The sequence below is a fragment of the Acinetobacter sp. SA01 genome (assembly GCF_011319235.1).
GTDB lineage: Bacteria > Pseudomonadota > Gammaproteobacteria > Pseudomonadales > Moraxellaceae > Acinetobacter.
Window position 1 is genome coordinate 104,600 of the sequence record NZ_WXXM01000002.1, and the last position, 17,969, is coordinate 122,568.

General features: G+C 40.7%; 17 protein-coding genes. 7 read left to right on the forward strand and 10 right to left on the reverse strand.

Features of this window, described 5'->3' with window-relative positions:
- Nucleotides 1-342 precede the first annotated feature (342 nt).
- On the reverse strand, nt 343-525 hold the full coding sequence (locus tag GTU69_RS17375; protein WP_346764430.1) for a GNAT family N-acetyltransferase: 183 nt from the start codon (nt 523-525) through the stop codon (nt 343-345).
- Between the two features lie 134 nt (nt 526-659).
- On the opposite strand from GTU69_RS17375, the gene GTU69_RS17095 reads away from it, so the two are divergent.
- Together GTU69_RS17095 and GTU69_RS17100 are read left to right on the forward strand one after the other, a co-directional pair.
- Entirely contained in the window at nt 660-1,190 is a 531-nt protein-coding gene (locus tag GTU69_RS17095) for an FRG domain-containing protein (RefSeq protein ID WP_346764431.1), read from the forward strand.
- 86 nt (nt 1,191-1,276) lie between these two features.
- The gene (locus GTU69_RS17100; RefSeq protein ID WP_240921579.1) at nt 1,277-1,522 is read left to right on the forward strand and encodes a hypothetical protein; all 246 of its coding nucleotides are present in this window, start codon (nt 1,277-1,279) and stop codon (nt 1,520-1,522) included.
- A gap of 47 nt (nt 1,523-1,569) precedes the next feature.
- On the opposite strand, the gene purD is transcribed toward GTU69_RS17100, so the two are convergent.
- From purD to GTU69_RS03555, 7 genes are all read right to left on the reverse strand, one after another.
- Nucleotides 1,570-2,853: a phosphoribosylamine--glycine ligase gene (gene purD / locus GTU69_RS03525; RefSeq protein ID WP_166168150.1), complete on the reverse strand. Its 1,284-nt coding sequence runs from the start codon at nt 2,851-2,853 to the stop codon at nt 1,570-1,572.
- A gap of 130 nt (nt 2,854-2,983) precedes the next feature.
- Nucleotides 2,984-4,558 (reverse strand): bifunctional phosphoribosylaminoimidazolecarboxamide formyltransferase/IMP cyclohydrolase, encoded by a 1,575-nt coding sequence (gene purH, locus GTU69_RS03530; protein ID WP_166168153.1) that lies wholly within the window; start codon nt 4,556-4,558, stop codon nt 2,984-2,986.
- Nucleotides 4,559-4,646: 88 nt separating this feature from the next.
- Complete coding sequence (fis, locus tag GTU69_RS03535) at nt 4,647-4,916, reverse strand: DNA-binding transcriptional regulator Fis (RefSeq protein ID WP_001086304.1); 270 nt, start codon at nt 4,914-4,916, stop codon at nt 4,647-4,649.
- Nucleotides 4,917-5,306: 390 nt separating this feature from the next.
- Nucleotides 5,307-6,182: a DUF3426 domain-containing protein gene (locus tag GTU69_RS03540; RefSeq protein ID WP_166168156.1), complete on the reverse strand. Its 876-nt coding sequence runs from the start codon at nt 6,180-6,182 to the stop codon at nt 5,307-5,309.
- Nucleotides 6,183-6,185: 3 nt separating this feature from the next.
- Nucleotides 6,186-7,103, reverse strand: coding sequence for a 50S ribosomal protein L11 methyltransferase (gene prmA, locus GTU69_RS03545; RefSeq protein ID WP_166168158.1), 918 nt, complete (start codon nt 7,101-7,103; stop codon nt 6,186-6,188).
- A 132-nt stretch (nt 7,104-7,235) separates the two neighbouring features.
- A complete protein-coding gene (locus GTU69_RS03550; RefSeq protein WP_166168161.1) occupies nt 7,236-8,111 on the reverse strand; it encodes a bile acid:sodium symporter family protein in 876 nt (291 codons plus the stop codon).
- Between the two features lie 137 nt (nt 8,112-8,248).
- Nucleotides 8,249-8,713, reverse strand: coding sequence for a hypothetical protein (locus GTU69_RS03555; RefSeq protein ID WP_166168164.1), 465 nt, complete (start codon nt 8,711-8,713; stop codon nt 8,249-8,251).
- A gap of 253 nt (nt 8,714-8,966) precedes the next feature.
- Here GTU69_RS03555 and mnmG point away from each other — a divergent pair, with 253 nt between their 5' ends.
- From mnmG to GTU69_RS03570, 3 genes are all read left to right on the forward strand, one after another.
- On the forward strand, nt 8,967-10,847 hold the full coding sequence (gene mnmG / locus GTU69_RS03560; RefSeq protein WP_166168167.1) for a tRNA uridine-5-carboxymethylaminomethyl(34) synthesis enzyme MnmG: 1,881 nt from the start codon (nt 8,967-8,969) through the stop codon (nt 10,845-10,847).
- Nucleotides 10,848-11,165: 318 nt separating this feature from the next.
- Nucleotides 11,166-12,371 (forward strand): 3-(3-hydroxy-phenyl)propionate transporter MhpT, encoded by a 1,206-nt coding sequence (gene mhpT / locus GTU69_RS03565; protein WP_166168170.1) that lies wholly within the window; start codon nt 11,166-11,168, stop codon nt 12,369-12,371.
- Between the two features lie 120 nt (nt 12,372-12,491).
- Complete coding sequence (locus GTU69_RS03570; protein WP_166168173.1) at nt 12,492-12,818, forward strand: hypothetical protein; 327 nt, start codon at nt 12,492-12,494, stop codon at nt 12,816-12,818.
- A gap of 67 nt (nt 12,819-12,885) precedes the next feature.
- Here GTU69_RS03570 and glnG read toward each other — a convergent pair whose 3' ends face one another.
- Entirely contained in the window at nt 12,886-14,364 is a 1,479-nt protein-coding gene (gene glnG, locus GTU69_RS03575; protein ID WP_166168176.1) for a nitrogen regulation protein NR(I), read from the reverse strand.
- Complete coding sequence (gene glnL / locus GTU69_RS03580; protein ID WP_166168179.1) at nt 14,351-15,460, reverse strand: nitrogen regulation protein NR(II); 1,110 nt, start codon at nt 15,458-15,460, stop codon at nt 14,351-14,353. The genes glnG and glnL overlap by 14 nt, the downstream gene beginning before the upstream one ends.
- A gap of 360 nt (nt 15,461-15,820) precedes the next feature.
- Between glnL and rimO the strand changes: the two genes are divergently transcribed.
- Together rimO and pyrH are read left to right on the forward strand one after the other, a co-directional pair.
- Nucleotides 15,821-17,164, forward strand: a complete 1,344-nt coding sequence (gene rimO / locus GTU69_RS03585) for a 30S ribosomal protein S12 methylthiotransferase RimO (protein ID WP_166168182.1) — start codon at nt 15,821-15,823, stop codon at nt 17,162-17,164.
- A gap of 58 nt (nt 17,165-17,222) precedes the next feature.
- Nucleotides 17,223-17,951, forward strand: a complete 729-nt coding sequence (gene pyrH, locus GTU69_RS03590; protein WP_092819385.1) for a UMP kinase — start codon at nt 17,223-17,225, stop codon at nt 17,949-17,951.
- The last annotated feature ends 18 nt before the right edge of the window (nt 17,952-17,969 follow it).

A 17,969-nucleotide genomic window follows, 5' to 3' on the forward strand; every position in this document is an offset into this window, starting at 1 on the left:
CGCAATTGGATATCGGTAGCATCATGGAGAGAGGTTTTTTGTTTGAAAAAAGCAAATTGCTGTAATCAAACAATTTTCATGATGACTTATTCCTAAAAATTGGATACATCATAACAATTTTTTTTTATGCATAATAGTGATTATAAATCTGATATTTAGCTTTATTTTGCATAAAAAAGTGAGACGTTTTTATAAATTAATTCATAAAACAATAGATTAAATTTATTGAAATGAGTAAAACTGATAATTAAAAAATTTTGTTTCTATATAAATTTTTTGAAAATACAAAGCTGAAAAATGGATAAATGGTAATTTCATATTTTTAATATTGTTTCTTCAAGTTTACGAAGTCTTGTCGCTTGAACTCAGGATAAAAAGAACAAAAGCGATTGCTTCAGTCGCATCGAGTTTTTTAGGGAAGTAATGCATGACTTCGTCATCGGCACACATTTGGATAAGTGGGGTAGTGTCGGAGTCTTGCCATTGGCGGAGAATCAGGCTAGGGGTTTTAATCTGTATTGTCATAGTGAATTAGGTACAAAAGTGGGAGTGTGAGCATGGATTAGTATATTTATTATGCGAGCTAATTGAAATTCAAAGGTTTATTTTTAAATGGTTATGTAATAGATTATTCGAAGTGATCTCAATAGGTGCATCTTGTGAGTATTTCGATAGGTATTACCGAAATTCTAAAATTGTTAAATAATTATAAATATAAACGTGATACTGACGCTATATTTTTTAGAGGACATTCTAATAAAGATTATGAACTAGTGCCCTACGTTTATCGTGACAACATCATTAAAAATGAGCATATTATATTTAAAGAGCTGCTATTAAGGTGTCCTCAAGATTTTGAGTATTGCCAAACTACTTTTGAATTTCTAGTCAAAATGCAACATTATTCACTGCCGACCAGGCTATTGGATATAACTACTAATCCTTTAATTGCATTGTATTTCGCATGTCAGTCAAAATCTAAAAGTGATGCTGAACTAATTATTTTTAAAGTCCCTAAATCCGATATTAAATATTACGATAGTGATACTGTAAGTATTTTATCCAATTTAAGTCGGGTTCCATTCGATTTTTCTATACCTAATTATGTATATGAAGATTTGCTGCCTTGGGATGATAAATATGATGAAATGATAAAAACTTTTAATGATTTTTATCATATAAAAAATTAAATTATGAAATTCAAAGTGAAAAACCACATTTTTTGCCACGTATGGATCCTTGTGTTTTATCAAGGGTTTTGTGTGTTAAGCCGAGGATGGATAACCAACGTGTGATTAGACAAGATAGTGCTTTTTTCTTATTTGGAATTGATAAAAAGAAAAATCAGCCAGCTAAATTAAATCCAGATTATATTTTGTCAAAAGATGAGCGCATTATAATTCCTGCAAATGATAAAAAAAGAATATTGTTGCAACTTGAAGTGTTAGGTATAACAGAAGCAATGATATTCCCTGAAATTGAAAAAGTAGCTACATATATTAAGCGTATATACAGTAAATAAATCAAAAACCCCGCACTCAGCGGGGTTTTTCTTAATCTGTATTTCGATTAAGCATTTTCACGTGCAATTGCGCGGTAACCAATATCTTTACGGTATTGAACGCCATCGAACGTTACTTTTTCACAAAGCTCTAATGCTTTTGCTTGAGCTTCACCAATGGTATTACCGAGTGCAGTTACGCAAAGAACACGACCGCCAGCAGTTACGATATCGCCATTTTCATTGGCTTTTGTACCTGCATGGAATACTTTAGCATCAGTCATTTCAGTGTTTAAGCCTGAAATTACATCACCATTACTAGAGGTTTCTGGGTAGCCTTTAGATGCAAGCACGATGCCTACAGTCTTGCGCTCATCCCATTCAGCTTCCGCAGGTAAGTTACCCGCAATACCAGCTTCAACCAAGTCAACTAAAGATGATTTTAGACGCATCATGATCGGCTGGGTTTCAGGATCACCAAAACGACAGTTGAATTCGATCACTTTAGGCTGACCTTGTTCATCAATCATTAAGCCTGCATACAAGAAACCTGTATAGACATGACCATCAGCTTTCATGCCATCAACGGTTGGACGCATGACTTCTTTCATAACTTTGTCAAAAACGTCAGCAGTCACAACAGGGGCAGGAGAGTAAGCACCCATACCGCCAGTGTTTGGACCTTGGTCACCTTCAAAGATACGTTTGTGATCTTGAGATGTTGCCATTGGCAGAATGTTGTCGCCATCAATCATACAAATGAATGACGCTTCTTCACCTGCAAGGAATTCTTCAATGACTACACGCGAGCCAGCATCACCAAATTTGTTGCCAGCCAGCATGTCATCGATTGCAGCAAATGCTTCTTCGTTGGTCATGGCAACGATTACGCCTTTACCCGCAGCAAGACCATCGGCCTTGATTACGATCGGCGCACCATTTTTCTCAACAAATGCTTTGGCTGCATCTACTTCAGTAAATACGTCATAGAAAGCAGTAGGAATGTTGTGACGTTTTAAGAAGTGCTTGGCAAATGCTTTAGAGCCTTCAAGCTGTGCAGCAAATTGAGTTGGACCCCAAATTTTAAGATCAGCCGCGCGACAAGCATCCACAACACCGTTTACAAGGGGTGCTTCAGGACCAACCACGATCAAATCAACTGCATTGTTTTTCGCGAAGTCAATAATTGCTGCATTGTCTAAAATGTTTAAGGCAACATTTTCGCATTTATTTTCTGTTGCAGTACCTGCATTACCCGGTGCTACAAATACTTTTGCGACTTTGTCATCTTGCGCGATTTTCCATGCCAAAGCATGTTCACGACCGCCATTACCCAAAACTAAAATATTCATCGGTTCATACTCCATGAATCGAAAATGACATAAAGTCCTCAACCTAAAAATAGGAGAGGACTTTATGCAAGATTAGAAATCTATTTGTCTAAATGTAGATGACTTTGTCATTACATTAATATCCAATCACTTAGTGACGGAAGTGACGCATGCCAGTGAAGACCATTGCAATACCAGCTTCGTCAGCAGCAGCAATTGTTTCTTCATCACGCATAGAACCACCCGGTTGGATAATGCATTTAATACCTGCTTTCGCAGCATTATCAATACCATCACGGAATGGGAAGAATGCATCAGACGCCATGACAGCACCTTCAACCACTAAGCCAGCATGTTCAGCTTTGATCGCAGCAATACGAGCAGAGTTTACACGGCTCATTTGACCAGCGCCGACACCAATGGTTTGACGGTTTTTCGCATAAACAATCGCGTTAGACTTGACGTATTTCGCAACTTTCCAGGCAAAGATCATGTCGTCGATTTCCTGTTCAGTTGGTGCACGTTTAGTCACAACTTTAAGGTCGTCTTTAGTGATCATACCCAGGTCTTGATCTTGAACCAGTAAACCACAGTTTACACGTTTGTAGTCAAGCTGTGCTTTACGCTCATCAATTGCAGGCAATTCACCACATACAAGAACACGGACGTTTTTCTTCGCACCAGTGATTTCAAGTACGCCTTCAGCTACGCTTGGCGCAATGATCACTTCAACGAATTGACGGTCAACAATCGCTTGCGCAGTTGCAACGTCTAATTCACGGTTGAATGCAATGATACCGCCGAAAGCAGATTCAGGGTCAGTTGCATAAGCAAGGTCATAAGCAGCTTTGATACCGTCTAAAGACACTGCAACGCCACATGGGTTAGCGTGTTTTACGATTACACATGCAGGTTTTGCAAATGATTTAACACATTCAAGTGCAGCGTCAGTGTCTGCAATGTTGTTATAAGATAATTCTTTACCTTGCAGCTGTTTCGCAGTTGAAACAGAAGCTTCTGTTGCATTAGCTTCTACATAGAAAGCAGCAGCTTGATGTGGGTTTTCACCGTAACGAAGGTCTTGGGCTTTATTCAATTGAGTATTGAAGGTACGTGCAAATTTGTCAGCTTGACCTTCTTCTTTACCTACGCGCGCGCCTAAGTAAGAAGCGATCATGCCGTCATATTGTGCAGTATGTTCAAATGCTTTAACCGCTAAGTCAAAACGAGTTTCGTAAGATAAAGCGCCATTGGCTTTAAGTTCAGCAACAACTGTTGAATAATCTGATGCGTTTACAACGATACCGACAGATGCATGGTTTTTCGCAGCAGCACGAACCATTGTTGGACCACCGATGTCGATGTTTTCGATTGCATCAGCAAGTGAACAGTTCGGTTTTGCTACAGTTGCAGCGAAAGGATATAGGTTAACAACAACCAGATCGATTGCATCGATGTTGTGTTCAGTCATTACAGCTTCGTCTAGACCACGACGAGCCAGAATACCACCATGGATTTTCGGGTGAAGTGTTTTTACACGTCCGTCCATCATCTCTGGGAAACCGGTGTGCTCTGAAACTTCAACTACAGCGATATTGTTGTCTCTTAAAAGTTTGTAAGTACCGCCAGTAGATAAAATTTCTACCCCAAGAGCAGCAAGGTCTTGTGCAAATTCGACAATGCCGGTTTTGTCAGAAACAGAGATTAAAGCGCGTTTAATAGTCATGATGTCGTCACAGTTATCAAGAATTAAATCAAAAAGCTAAATAGCAGGCCAAAAAAAATGCCTGCGGAAACCGCAAGCATTTTATCACTTATTCACTCATTAAACCGTGAGCTTTTAACTTTTTGCGCAAAGTACCACGGTTAAGGCCTAGAATTTCAGCAGCGCGGGTTTGGTTGCCGCGAGTGTATTCTAAAACAACAGATAAAAGAGGTTTCTCCATTTCTGCCAGCACCATGTCATACACCTGAGAGGGTTGCTCGCCTTGCAATTGTGCAAAGTAATGGCGAACTGCGCGATCTACGTGAATACGAAGAGCGACATCAGATTGTGCAGTAAAAATAGGAGACTTGCTATTCATGCGAATTAATCCGAAAAATCAAATATCACTTGGGTAAAGAGATATATAAAAGTGGTCTATAGAAATTCAATGAACCCCGTTTTAGATCCTAAAACGGAAGTTCTAAAACTTGATCATTTAGCTTGCCACAACTCGACGTTTTTGATCGAAATTTAAGCGTAACAATAGATTAATATTTGTTACCACCCAAAATCAAAACAAAAAAATCTACTCAATACGCTATATTTAATAAAGCGCATTTCAGTTAGACGATTTTGTTGTAAAAATTTTCGAGGAGTTTGCAGCACTAAGCTTTCGTGGCGCGTATGATAGCATTGTCTAAGAAAAAGTGAGCAAGAAAACTACATTTTTTTTACATTTTTTTGTATTTTTTAATAGTTTTTTTCAATGTTACGGGCGAATTATTTCTAAACTATAAGTGTCAAAGCTTTTGCGTGGCATAGGAACGCTAAATTTGAATTTAAAAGGACTATTCTGGGGAATTCGTTGAATTCCTTGCAGACTCGTAATCAGATATTCAGAAGGCTTAAAGGAATAGGTTGAGATGGTTTCCCCATTTGCTTTCAGATCCACCCTGATCATTGGAAGGGCCAGGCTTTGAGTATGATAGTTAATTAGTTCTCCGCTAAACTGGGTTTCTTGTTTGGAAATCTGTTTAACTTTTAACTTGTTGGTAGAGAGTAGTCGATAATTTTCTTCCATAACCGAACATTTAAGTGCCTGACATGCTGTATTAAACAAAGCACTGAATACTGGGCTATTGTTTAAAATTTTCGGATTAAACCAGAAAAACTGAAAAACAAGCAAGCTGACTAAACATAAGTTGATTGTTCCCCATAAAACATAATGCCGCGCACCATATTTTTTCTCTTGTTCAGCTTTTTCTGACCAGTTTAGTATGGGGTAGTTGCCAATCGGTTCTGTACTAAAATAATTCAAGTTATTGAGATAGGTTTTTAAATCGATATTCGAGTTTTCAACTTTACGATCGAAAATATCCAATAAATGTTTTACCGGTTTCTGTTCTGTAATGAACTGTTCTTTAATGAATGTATTGGATAAAGAAGTTTGTTTGGCTAGATCTAAAGAGGGAGTTGTTTGAGGGAGAGAAAAAGCCTCTTCTTTCTCTACGACCAGATGGCTCAATGCATTAAAGTTGGTTGAGCATTTGGCACAACAAACCATACCGCGAGCAACTGTAAGTTGAGCCACAGAGACTTTGTACTTGGTAAAACAGTTAGGGCAGCAGGTTTGTTTTTCGCTCATAGTCTATTCATGATTAGCAGGGGTATTTTTGCGTTTACCCGAAATTCGACACCAATGTTCGTCACGTTTTTCGACTTGCAGTATATCAAAAAATTCAGAATAAACACTAGAAACATCAGCAACTTGCTCTTCTAATATGCCGGCAAGTGCGAACTCTCCCTCAGATTTAACCAAAGTTGCGAATTCAGGCGCAAGCTCCATTAAGGGACCTGCCAGAATGTTGGCAACAAACACATCGGCTTTCTGGTTTTTCAGCTCTTTATTGAACTCTTCAGGTAGTCCAACATACAGATTTTCAAGTACACCATTCAATTCTGCATTTTGTTTGGTTGCCAGTACAGCTTGTGGGTCAATATCGGTGGCATAGACTTTTTTCGCGCCCAGTAATAAAGCGGCAACCCCTAAAATGCCTGAACCACAACCATAATCGATGACAATTTTATCTTTGAGATCGACTTTGCCGAGCCATTGCAGGCAAAGGAAAGTTGAGGCATGGTTACCGGTACCAAAAGCCAGACCCGGGTCAAGCTGGATATTTACTGCATCGGCTTCAGGAGCTTCCATCCATTCAGGTACAATCCAGTATTTCTCGCCAATTTGAATAGGCTCATATGCATCCATCCAGGTACGTTCCCATTCTTGGTCTTCAAGAAACTCGTAACGTAATGGCGCTTCAGGCATCTGTGCAGTAATAAAGGTAATGAGGGCATCTACATCAATTTCTTCATCATCTTCCTGCGCATAGATACCGGTTACAATGACTTTATTCCACAGAGGCGTTTCACCTGGAAGTGGTTCAAGCAAGTCCTGATTTTCAGCATCGTCTAAAGTTACGCTCACTGCACCCAATGAACTTAATAATGTTTCAGTAAAATCGACTTGAGCTTGCTCAACAGTAATATGAATTTGTAACCACTTCACGGAGATAACCTAAATTTGTGTTTTTAAAAATCCCATTGTAACGGAACTCAGGCTGAAACCACTATATATTGATGAAAACTATCTTGAAAAAGCAAAAGAAGCAGTTTGCACTATTTATTTACAGAAGCGAAATCAGGGTGTTATAGCCGCTGGATGAGCTGCGAATTTATTTAATAACATGCCGAATAATGTGGCAAAAATATACATAAAAATAGTGTAAATTCCTGCGGGAATGGCAATGGTGGTATTTGATAACACGGAAAGTGCAATAGTAAGCGCCATGCCTGTGTTGTGAATTCCTACTTCAAATGTACATGCGCGTGCCTGTTTGTCGGAAATTCCAGATAAATGTGGAACCAGATAACCCACTAAAAAACTGATGAGGCAAAACAGCGCGATGGTAACCCCAATCTCGGAAAAGTATTCGGTGACATTAAATCGTTCTTTATAAAGGGCATACAGGAAAATCGAAAATAAAAAAATTACTGAAAATAATCGCATGGGTTTGTTGAGTTGCAATGCAGTGTTGGGGGCAAGTGAACGAATCAACATACCAAAACAAACCGGAACAAAAATAATTAAAAAGACTTGGGTTATTTTTTCAATAGGCATGGCAACGCTTTGCGACTCACCTAAAAAATAATGCATGGATAAATTGACAATAAACGGCAGGGTAAAGGTGCAGATAATAGAATTAAGGGCTGTAAGGGTAAGGTTTAATGCCACATCTCCCTTGAAAATATAGCTAATCAAATTTGCTGTAGGGCCACCAGGAGAAGCAGCAAGCAACATTAAGCCAATCGCTAAAAGTGGAGAAGGCTTAAATAAAATACAGATAAAAAATGCCACGCCAACCAAAATGACCTGTTGCGAAAATAAAGCTAAAAAAATAGCTTTAGGGTGATGACGGATACGAAGAAAATCTTTAACTGTGAGTTCAAGCCCTAAACCAATCATCATAAAAGCAAGTATAAGAGGTAAAAAAAGGGTAAAGAGACCTGAATCCATGGAATATCCTTTATTGTTTTTATCCTTTGATATCCGTAGAGTTTAAACAAGATTTTTAAATAAGCAATATATGAAACGGGTAAAAATCAGGTATTTTACCCGTTAATAATTTGAATAAAATTAAAATTTTATGGAAATTATTGTGGCTGCATCTCAGGTTGCGGCTGCATTTGAGGCTGGGTTTGCATTTCTGGTTGAGCATGCTGCATGTGCATTTGTGGCTGAGATTGTTGCATCTGCATTTGGGGTTGAGAAGAAGGACGAGGAGCCATAAAACCTAAAGCACATTTACCTTTAACTTCAGTCCCGTTGATGTTTACAGTTGTTGCACTGGTATCTCCGCTGCATGCACTGGTTAACTCAGATTCATCTCCTGCGATGGACGAATTTTTTGCTGAAGGAAAAAATTGAGGTTCACAGGTACCATTCCAAATAATACCGCGATATGCAAAACTCACCTGTGCACCCTGACTTTTACCTTTACACACCTTTTGGTACCTGTGAGTATCATATACCTTTTCGACCTTATCATTTGCTGAAGCTGCAAATGGTGCAAGACATAAACCACAGAGTATGGATGAGAGGACAATATTCTTATTCATCTTTATACCTTTGTTCGTAATGTATCCAATCTATAGATTAAAAAGTAATCAAATTTAAACAATGCTAATCAAGTAAAAAAAATTGCTTAAATGTTTAATTTCTATAGTGAGTTTGAAAAGCAGGATTACATTGCAACATTAAAAGGTTAAAAATCTCTTCAATCTTCATCAAGAAATTCGACTCATTTTGTCAACTTATTTTGCTCAGTTTTGATATAATGCTCCGTCATCATTTTTAATCTCTCAAACCATTATGCATTATCCTAAAGTTTACGATGTCATTGTTATCGGTGGCGGTCACGCAGGTACCGAAGCAGCCCTTGCTGCAGCGCGTATGGGTCGAGAGACTCTGCTCTTGACTCATAACATTGAGACTTTAGGGCAGATGAGCTGTAACCCGGCCATTGGTGGTATTGGTAAATCACATCTGGTGCGTGAAATTGATGCTTTGGGCGGTGCAATGGCATTGGCTGCCGATAAGGGTGGTATTCAGTTCCGTATCCTGAATTCACGCAAAGGTGCTGCAGTACGTGCAACACGTGCCCAGGCTGACCGTGTACGTTTTAAAGCGGCAATTCGCCATACTCTGGAAAATCAGGTGAATCTGGATATTTTCCAGCAGGCGGCAGATGACCTAATTGTTGAAGGTGATACCGTTAAAGGTGTTGTGACCCAAATGGGCATCCGCTTTGATGCGAAAACAGTAGTCTTGACGACCGGTACTTTCTTGGGGGGTGTGATTCACATCGGCTTGAATAATGCCTCTGGTGGTCGTGCCGGTGATCCTCCATCTATTGCATTGGCTGCACGCTTACGTGAATTAAACTTGCCTGTAGGTCGTTTAAAAACAGGTACGCCACCGCGTATCGATGCACGTTCAGTTGATTTTTCTGTCATGACACCGCAACCGGGTGATTTTCCATCTCCAACCATGTCATTCATGGGGGATGCGTCTATGCATCCAGAACAGATCAACTGTTATATCACCCATACCAATGAAAAAACTCATGACATCATTCGTGGCGGCCTTGACCGTTCACCAATGTATACCGGTGTGATTGAAGGGGTAGGTCCACGTTATTGCCCATCCATTGAAGATAAAATTCACAAATTTGCCGATAAAGATTCGCACCAGGTATTCCTTGAGCCAGAAGGCCTGGATACCCATGAGCTTTATCCAAACGGTATTTCAACATCGCTTCCATTTGATGTTCAGTTTGAATTGGTGCGCTCAATCCGTGGTATGGAGAATGCCCATATTCTTCGTCCGGGTTATGCCATTGAATATGACTATTTCAACCCGCAAGCGTTGAAATTCTCTTTGGAAACCAAGGCCATCAATAACCTGTACTTTGCAGGTCAAATTAATGGTACAACCGGTTATGAAGAAGCAGGGGCACAAGGTTTGTTGGCAGGCTTGAATGCTGCACGCCGTGCATGGGATCAGGAGCAATGGACACCTAAACGTGATGAAGCATACATGGGTGTGCTTGTAGATGACCTGATTACACTTGGTACCAAAGAACCGTACCGCATGTTTACTTCACGTGCGGAATATCGTTTGATGCTGCGCGAAGACAATGCGGATCAGCGTTTAACGCCAATTGGTCGTGAAATGGGTCTGGTGGATGATGAGCGTTGGGCATCTTACTGTGAAAAAATGGAAGCGGTAGAAACAGAAAAAGGTCGTTTGCAACATCTTTGGGCTGCCCCAAACAATCCGATGGGTAAGAAATTCGTTGAAATGACTGGTGCAGATCTCTCTAAAGAATGTTCTGCTATTGATTTGTTGAAACGTCCTAATATCAGCTTTGCTCAAATTGCGGAACTCACAGGTTCAGAAGTTTCAGCATTTGTGGGTGAGCAAATTGAAATTGCGGTGAAATACGAAGGTTATATCAACCGTCAGCAAGAAGATGTAGCGCAAATGAAGCGTCTGGAAGAAACACGCATTCCAGCCGACTTTGATTATGATGTAGTTTCAGGCTTGTCGCGTGAAATTACGTTAAAATTGAAAGATGTTCGTCCTGAAACGCTTGCTCAGGCAAGTCGTATTCCGGGCGTGACACCTGCGGCAGTTCAACTGGTGATGATTACTATTCGTAAGAATAATCAGGCGAAAAAATCTGCTTAATGCAATGTGAGTTAAGTTAATAAAAAGCCCGCTAAACGCGGGCTTTTTATCATTTAATTTTAAACTATTACTTTTGACTATGGTTTGATCATAAATAACTACCAAAATTATAAGTATCTGAAAATATGAAATAATAAATAAAATTAAGATCTATTATGTCTATTTATTTAATCTTTTATGTCTAATTTGAATGGTTTTCTTTGAGGTGGCGCACATTAAACCCGACCATTGTAGTGGTATTTATTTCAATAGATTGATCTGAAAATAGTGAAGCAAATTGCTGTGGGCTAATTTGCTTAATATGGACGGAGTTCAATCATGGCACAAATACAAACAGGTAAAATGCAGAAATTCTTAACAGTATTTTTGTGTTTTTGGGTCGCATTTTTTGAAGGTTTTGATCTTCAGGCTCCCGGTATTGCCGCAAAAGGAATTGCTGAAACATTTGCTCTAGACCAGGTGCAAATGGGCTATGTATTTAGTTTGGGTGTTTTTGGGATGTTGTTTGGTGCGTTCTTTGGTGGACGTGTTGCTGACTATTTGGGTCAGAAGAAAGTTTTAATGCTTTCAATTGCAATTTTCGGCCTATTTATGTCGCTTACGGCGATCGCGCCGAGTATGGAAATTTTATATGCAGCGCGCTTTTTTACCGGCTTAGGCTTGGGTGCTGCGATGCCAACCATGATTTCCGTGGTGGGTGATGAGGCGACTGAAGCCAATCGTGGCAAGCTGAACAGCTTGATGTATTGCGGATTACCGGTAGGTGCAATTTTCGTTGCAGGCTTGGCTATCTTATTTAAAGATATTTCTTGGCATACCTTATTTTTGATTGGAGGCTTGGCACCATTAGCGCTGCTCCCATTCATGGCGATTATTCTTAAAGACAAGCCTAAGAAAGTCGCTGTTGAACAAGCTGCAGATGAAGCTGTTCCGGGTATGGTTGAGGTGCTATTTAAAAACCAGCAATATAAATATACCATGCCGCTTTGGGTAGGCTTTTTCTTTACCTTGATGATCAACTATATTTTGATTAGCTGGTTACCTAATTTGCTTATGGAACAAGGCTTGGAAAAACCACAGGCTTTTATGGTGATGCTGGTATTCCAGGTAGGTGCTGTAATTGGTACTCTGGCTTTGGGTTATTTGCTGGACCGTTTAAAACTGTGGCAAATGGCGGTGATTATCTATAGTGGTTTATTTATTGCCCTTGTATTGTTATTTACCTCTAGCTCTATTCCAGTACTTGTTTTGGCAGGCTTTATGGGCGGGATTTTCTCGACAGGCGGACAATCGATTCTGTATGGTATTTCACCAATTTTCTATTCTGGTACAGGTAAAGTCACAGGCGTGGGCAGTGCGATTTCTTTGGGTCGATTAGGTGCAATGACTGGGCCATTACTGACAGGGAAAATTTTGGCGATCGGCTTGGGAACAACAGGGATTTTAATGGCCAGTTTACCTGCTGTTGCTATCTCGGCAGTAGCAGTGACTGCACTCTCACATTATAAAGCAGCACATAAATAAAAGCATAAGGCTATAAAAAAAGGGAATCTTGAGGATTCCCTTTTTTTATTAAGTATTTTAAGCATTCACTTTACTTGAGTTTGTTAATATAGTTGGATAGAAAACTGAATTTAAAATATTATGAGCTATCAACTGATCGAACTCGATATTCAAGCTACAGATAATATCCAATGTCCACACTGTCAGCAGCACGTGATCAATTGGGCTGAAGAACAATATATACAACCCTGTGAACATGTCTTGTTTATCGCCATGGATATTGGCTTTGAATATATCACGGATGAATTCGAACACACCATGCTGCGTTCTGTAGATGATCTGCATGCCCATGATGATCAGGTGAATATGTTGGCTGAAATTATCCAAGCTACGTATCCCGATTATCTGATTTTTAAATCTGATCTGGGGGCTGAAGGATATTTTCGTTATGTGGGTTTTACTGCGTAAGTATTTACTAGGTGAAAATACAATAATAAAAAAGCGCCTTTAGGCGCTTTTTTATGGATAGAAAAGTTTAGCTTTCGATTTCTTCTTCTACATCATCATCAGCAGTGTCCATGCCTAGCTCTTTTAATTTGCGGGTTAGGGTATTGCGTCCCCAGCCCAGTAATTCAGCTGCATGGCGTTTACGCCCGCGGGTTTGCTGCAAAGCGGCAGTAATTAGCGTGCGTTCAAACATGGGTGTGGCAATGTCCAGAATCTTCATTTCACCATTTTTCAGTTTCTGGATGGCCCATTGACCCAATAACTCATCCCAATGATGCAGTGAAATACGGTCAAATGTATTGTTAGGTTGAGCATCTTCAGCTGAGCGCTGAATTGGAATCTGTTTCAGTTCTGAAGGCAGGTCTTCAGGATAAACTTCACGTCCGGTAATCATGACAGTCAGCCAGCGACAGGTATTTTCTAACTGACGCACGTTGCCTTGCCACGGTAGCTGTTGCATATATTCCTGGGTTTCAGGGCGCAAGATTTTAGGATTGACACCTAATTCTTTACCCGCGCGAGCCAAGAAGTGCTGCGCCAGCATAGGAATGTCTTCGCGACGATGGGCCAGTTTTGGGATATGAATACGGATGACATTTAGACGGTGATACAAGTCTTCACGGAAGCGTCCGTCATGCACCAGTTTTTCCAGATCCTGATGCGTTGCCGCGACAATACGTACATCGACCTTCACCGGGATATGTCCACCGACACGATAAAACTCGCCATCTGCCAGAACACGCAGTAAACGAGTTTGGGTTTCAAATGGCATGTCACCAATTTCATCTAGAAACAGAGTGCCACCATTGGCTTGTTCGAAACGGCCTTGGCGCTGTGAGTTGGCACCGGTAAAAGCACCTTTTTCATGTCCGAAAAGTTCGGTTTCAATCAGATCTTTAGGAATGGCTGCCATATTCAAAGCAATAAAAGGTTTGCTGCTGCGTGGCGAATGGCGGTGTAACGCATGTGCCACCAGCTCTTTACCAGTTCCCGATTCACCATTGATCAATACGGTAATGTGCGATTGGGATAAACGGCCAATCGCGCGAAACACTTCCTGCATGGCAGGAGATTCACCAATAATTTCAGTCGATTGAATGGCTGGGGTGACTTTGGCAGATTCTTGCTGCTGTAATTTGGCAATATGCAGGATGGCACGGTTGACCAGTGCTAGCGCTTCATCAATATCAAACGGTTTTGGCAGATATTCAAAAGCACCGGTTTGATAGCTGGATACTGCAGATTCCAGATCTGAATGCGCGGTCATGATAATAACCGGTAAATCTGGATGGGTGCCTTTGACTTTGCCCAGGAAAGTCAGACCATCGATGCCAGGCATACGAATGTCAGTTAAAATAACATCAGGTGCATCTATGCTGAGCTGATCCAGTGCAGACTGTGCCTCTTCAAAACTGGTCACGTCAAAGCCTTCTTCTTTGAAGGTTTTTTCCAAAACCCAGCGCATGGCACGATCATCATCAATGACCCATATTTTATTTCGCGACATGGTTAGACTCCCAAGGTAAATATAAGCTAAATACTGTTTTTCCTGGAACAGATTGGCATTCAATCATTCCGTTATGTTGGTGCATAATATTCTGTGCAATGCTCAGGCCCAGTCCGGTGCCTTTAGCACGTCCTGTGACCAGTGGATAAAATACCGATTCTAAAATTTCTTCCGGAACGCCGGGACCGTTGTCTTCAATATCAATACGGACTGCAGAACGTTTTAATACCCCATTAATGGTGACCAGGCGCTGAATCCGGGTTCTTAAAATCAGTTCCGGTTGATGATCAACAAAGAATTCTCTGTTTTCCATCATGGCCTGTACGGCATTGACACTGATATTGAGCATGACCTGAATCAGCTGGTCGCGATCTGCCATTACTTCAGGCAAGGACAAATCATAGTCGCGGGTAATTTTGATTTTCTTTTTGGTCTGGTTGGTAATCAGTGAACGTACACGTTCCAGAGGCTCATGCACATTGACCAGTTCATAACTTGGTAACTGGCGGGAGCCGAGCATGGTGTCGGCCAGATTGCGCAAACGGTCTACTTCACTAATGATAATATCGGTAAATTCTTTGTATTGCGGGTCATTCAGGCTGCGCGCCAGTAATTGGGTAGCGCCACGAATTCCGCCTAAGGGGTTTTTGATTTCATGGGCGACACCACGAATCAGTTGTCTCGCCACCTGATGCTGCTGAATCAGGTTTTCTTCCTTGGATATTTTCAGCATCCGGTCAATTTGATTCAGCTCAATCAAGAGGAGCGGATGATAGGGTTTCTGTGAATTAATCAGAGATACGGTGTAATCGACATGAATATCTTTAAAATTGACACTAATGGTGGCTTCGCGACGGGTATAGGGCTGTCCGGTTGTAAAAGTATTGAGTAAGGCTTCTTCAGTATTGAACTCATCATCCGGCATATGCAGCAAATTTAACACCGGCTGTCCCGCCGCCCGCAGTAAACTGATGTCGAACAAGGATTCGCAAGAAGAATTCAAATAAAAAATATTCAGGTTACTGTCGACCAATAAAACTGCAGTGGTTAAATTATCCACTAAAAGGCGATAGTCGATAGCGACGGGTTGATCCATTTGCGAAAGCATCCTGTATTAAAATAGCGCAATGGCATCTGCACTTCTTTTCATTTCTCCCTGTTATGGGACATTCAACGAGTTAAACGTGGTCGAAATAAAGCAAAATGCACGCCAACTTTGAGCATGGAGGTAAATATAAATTCTGCCGCTATAAAACTGTGCTTTTTTGTTTTTGATAACAGAATTCCAATTTCATAGTAATAGAAATATAATTATTAGTGAACCAAAATGGTGCGTTTGAATTATTTGCTAAAAATATAGCCGTATTTTGGTGCGTAATATAAAGAGTCGGGATTCCACCTGTTTTTATGATTGGAAAAGACATACAATACGCGCATTATAGTGGAGCGCAGATTCATGAAATCCCCCAAAGTCGGTTTTGTTTCTTTAGGTTGTCCTAAGGCATTGGTAGATTCCGAACGAATTTTAACTCAGTTGAAGACTGAAGGTTATGATGTAGCATCGGATTACGATGGTGCTGATTTAGTAGTTGTTAATACCTGTGGTTTTATTGAATCTGCAGTACAAGAATCTTTAGATGCAATTGGCGAAGCCATGAGTGCAAATGGTCGTGTGATTGTGACTGGTTGCTTGGGTAAAGATGAAGAAAAAATTCGCCAGATGCACCCCAATGTCCTTAAAGTGACGGGTGCTGCAGCATATCAAGAAGTGATGGAAGCCGTACACCAGTACGTGCCTGAACCACCAAAACATAATCCGTTTATTGACCTTGTTCCGGAGCAGGGTATTCGTTTAACCCCTAAACATTATGCCTATCTAAAAATATCAGAAGGCTGTAACCATCGTTGTACCTTCTGCATTATTCCAAGCATGCGCGGTGACCTGGTATCACGTCCGGTCGGTTCTGTACTTGAAGAGGCAGCAGCGCTCAAGCGTGCAGGTGTGAAAGAAGTCCTGGTGATTTCTCAGGATACTTCTGCTTATGGTGTAGATACCAAGTACAAACTCGATTTCTGGAATGGCCAGCCAGTTAAAACCAAATTCTTTGACATGTGTGAAGCATTGGGTCAATTAGGCATCTGGGTACGTTTACATTATGTCTATCCATATCCGCATGTGGATGCAGTCATTGATTTGATGGCACAAGGTAAAATCCTACCTTATCTGGATATTCCATTCCAGCATGCCAGCCCTAAAATCCTGAAACTGATGAAACGTCCAGCGCACAGTGAAAATACATTGGAGCGTTTAAAATTGTGGCGTGAAAAATGTCCAGATTTGGTGATTCGTTCAACTTTTGTGGTGGGTTTCCCTGGCGAAACAGAAGAAGACTTCCAAATGCTATTGGAATGGCTCAAAGAAGCTCAGCTTGATCGCGTAGGTTGCTTTACTTACTCACCCGTTGAAGGTGCAACTGCCAATGATTTGCCGGATCATGTGCCTGAAGAAATCAAGCAATATCGCTATGAGCGTTTCATGCAGGTTCAGCAGGAAATTTCAGCAGCCAAACTGCAAAAACGCATTGGCCAAACCATGACTGTGCTGGTGGATGATCTGGAAGATGAATTCCCGGTGGCAGTGGCGCGTTCTTATGCTGATGCACCTGAAATTGACGGTAATGTCTTTGTAGAAGATATTGATAAAACTCAGATTAAAGCGGGTGATTTGCTGGAAGTGGAAATTACTGATGCTGATGAATATGACTTGTATGCAAAGTTAATTCGCATTAAATCAGCCTGATTTTTAATTTAACTACACGAATAAAATTTTAGATATTGGAAGATTTGGAGATTTCCTGATGTTGGACTCAAAAAAGCCCCGTTATGCACGTATTTTATTGAAACTTTCTGGTGAAGCACTGGCTGGAAATAAAGATATGGGTATTGACGCCACTGTGCTTGATCAAATGTCCCTTGCGATTGCGCACTTGGTCGGTTTGGGTGTTCAGGTGGGTATTGTAGTGGGTGGTGGTAACCTGTACCGTGGTAGCCAATTGCAAAAAGATGGTCTTGTTGGCCGTGTAACCGGTGACCAGATGGGCATGTTAGCTACGGTAATGAATGGTCTGGCATTACGTGATGCTTTGGTGCGCCGTAACATTAAAACCCGCTTAATGTCAGCACTTCCAATTGGTGCTGTGGTTGAATCTTATTCAAGCCGTGATGCGATTCGTCATTTAACTCAAGGCGAAGTCTGTGTATTTGTTGCCGGTACGGGTAATCCGTTCTTTACTACCGATACAGCAGCCTGCTTACGTGGTATCGAAATTGAAGCCAACCTGATCCTAAAAGCAACTAAAGTGGATGGTGTTTATAATAAAGACCCAAGCAAATACGATGATGCGGTGAAATACGAAACACTGACTTTCGATCAGGTACTTGATGAAAAACTAGGTGTGATGGATTTAACTGCGATTTGCTTATGTCGTGATCATAACGTGCCACTTCAAGTCTTTGACATGAACAAAGCAGGTTCATTGCTTTCAGTCGTTATGGGTGAAAAAGAAGGGACTCACGTTACGAATTAATGTACGTGAGCCTGAAAG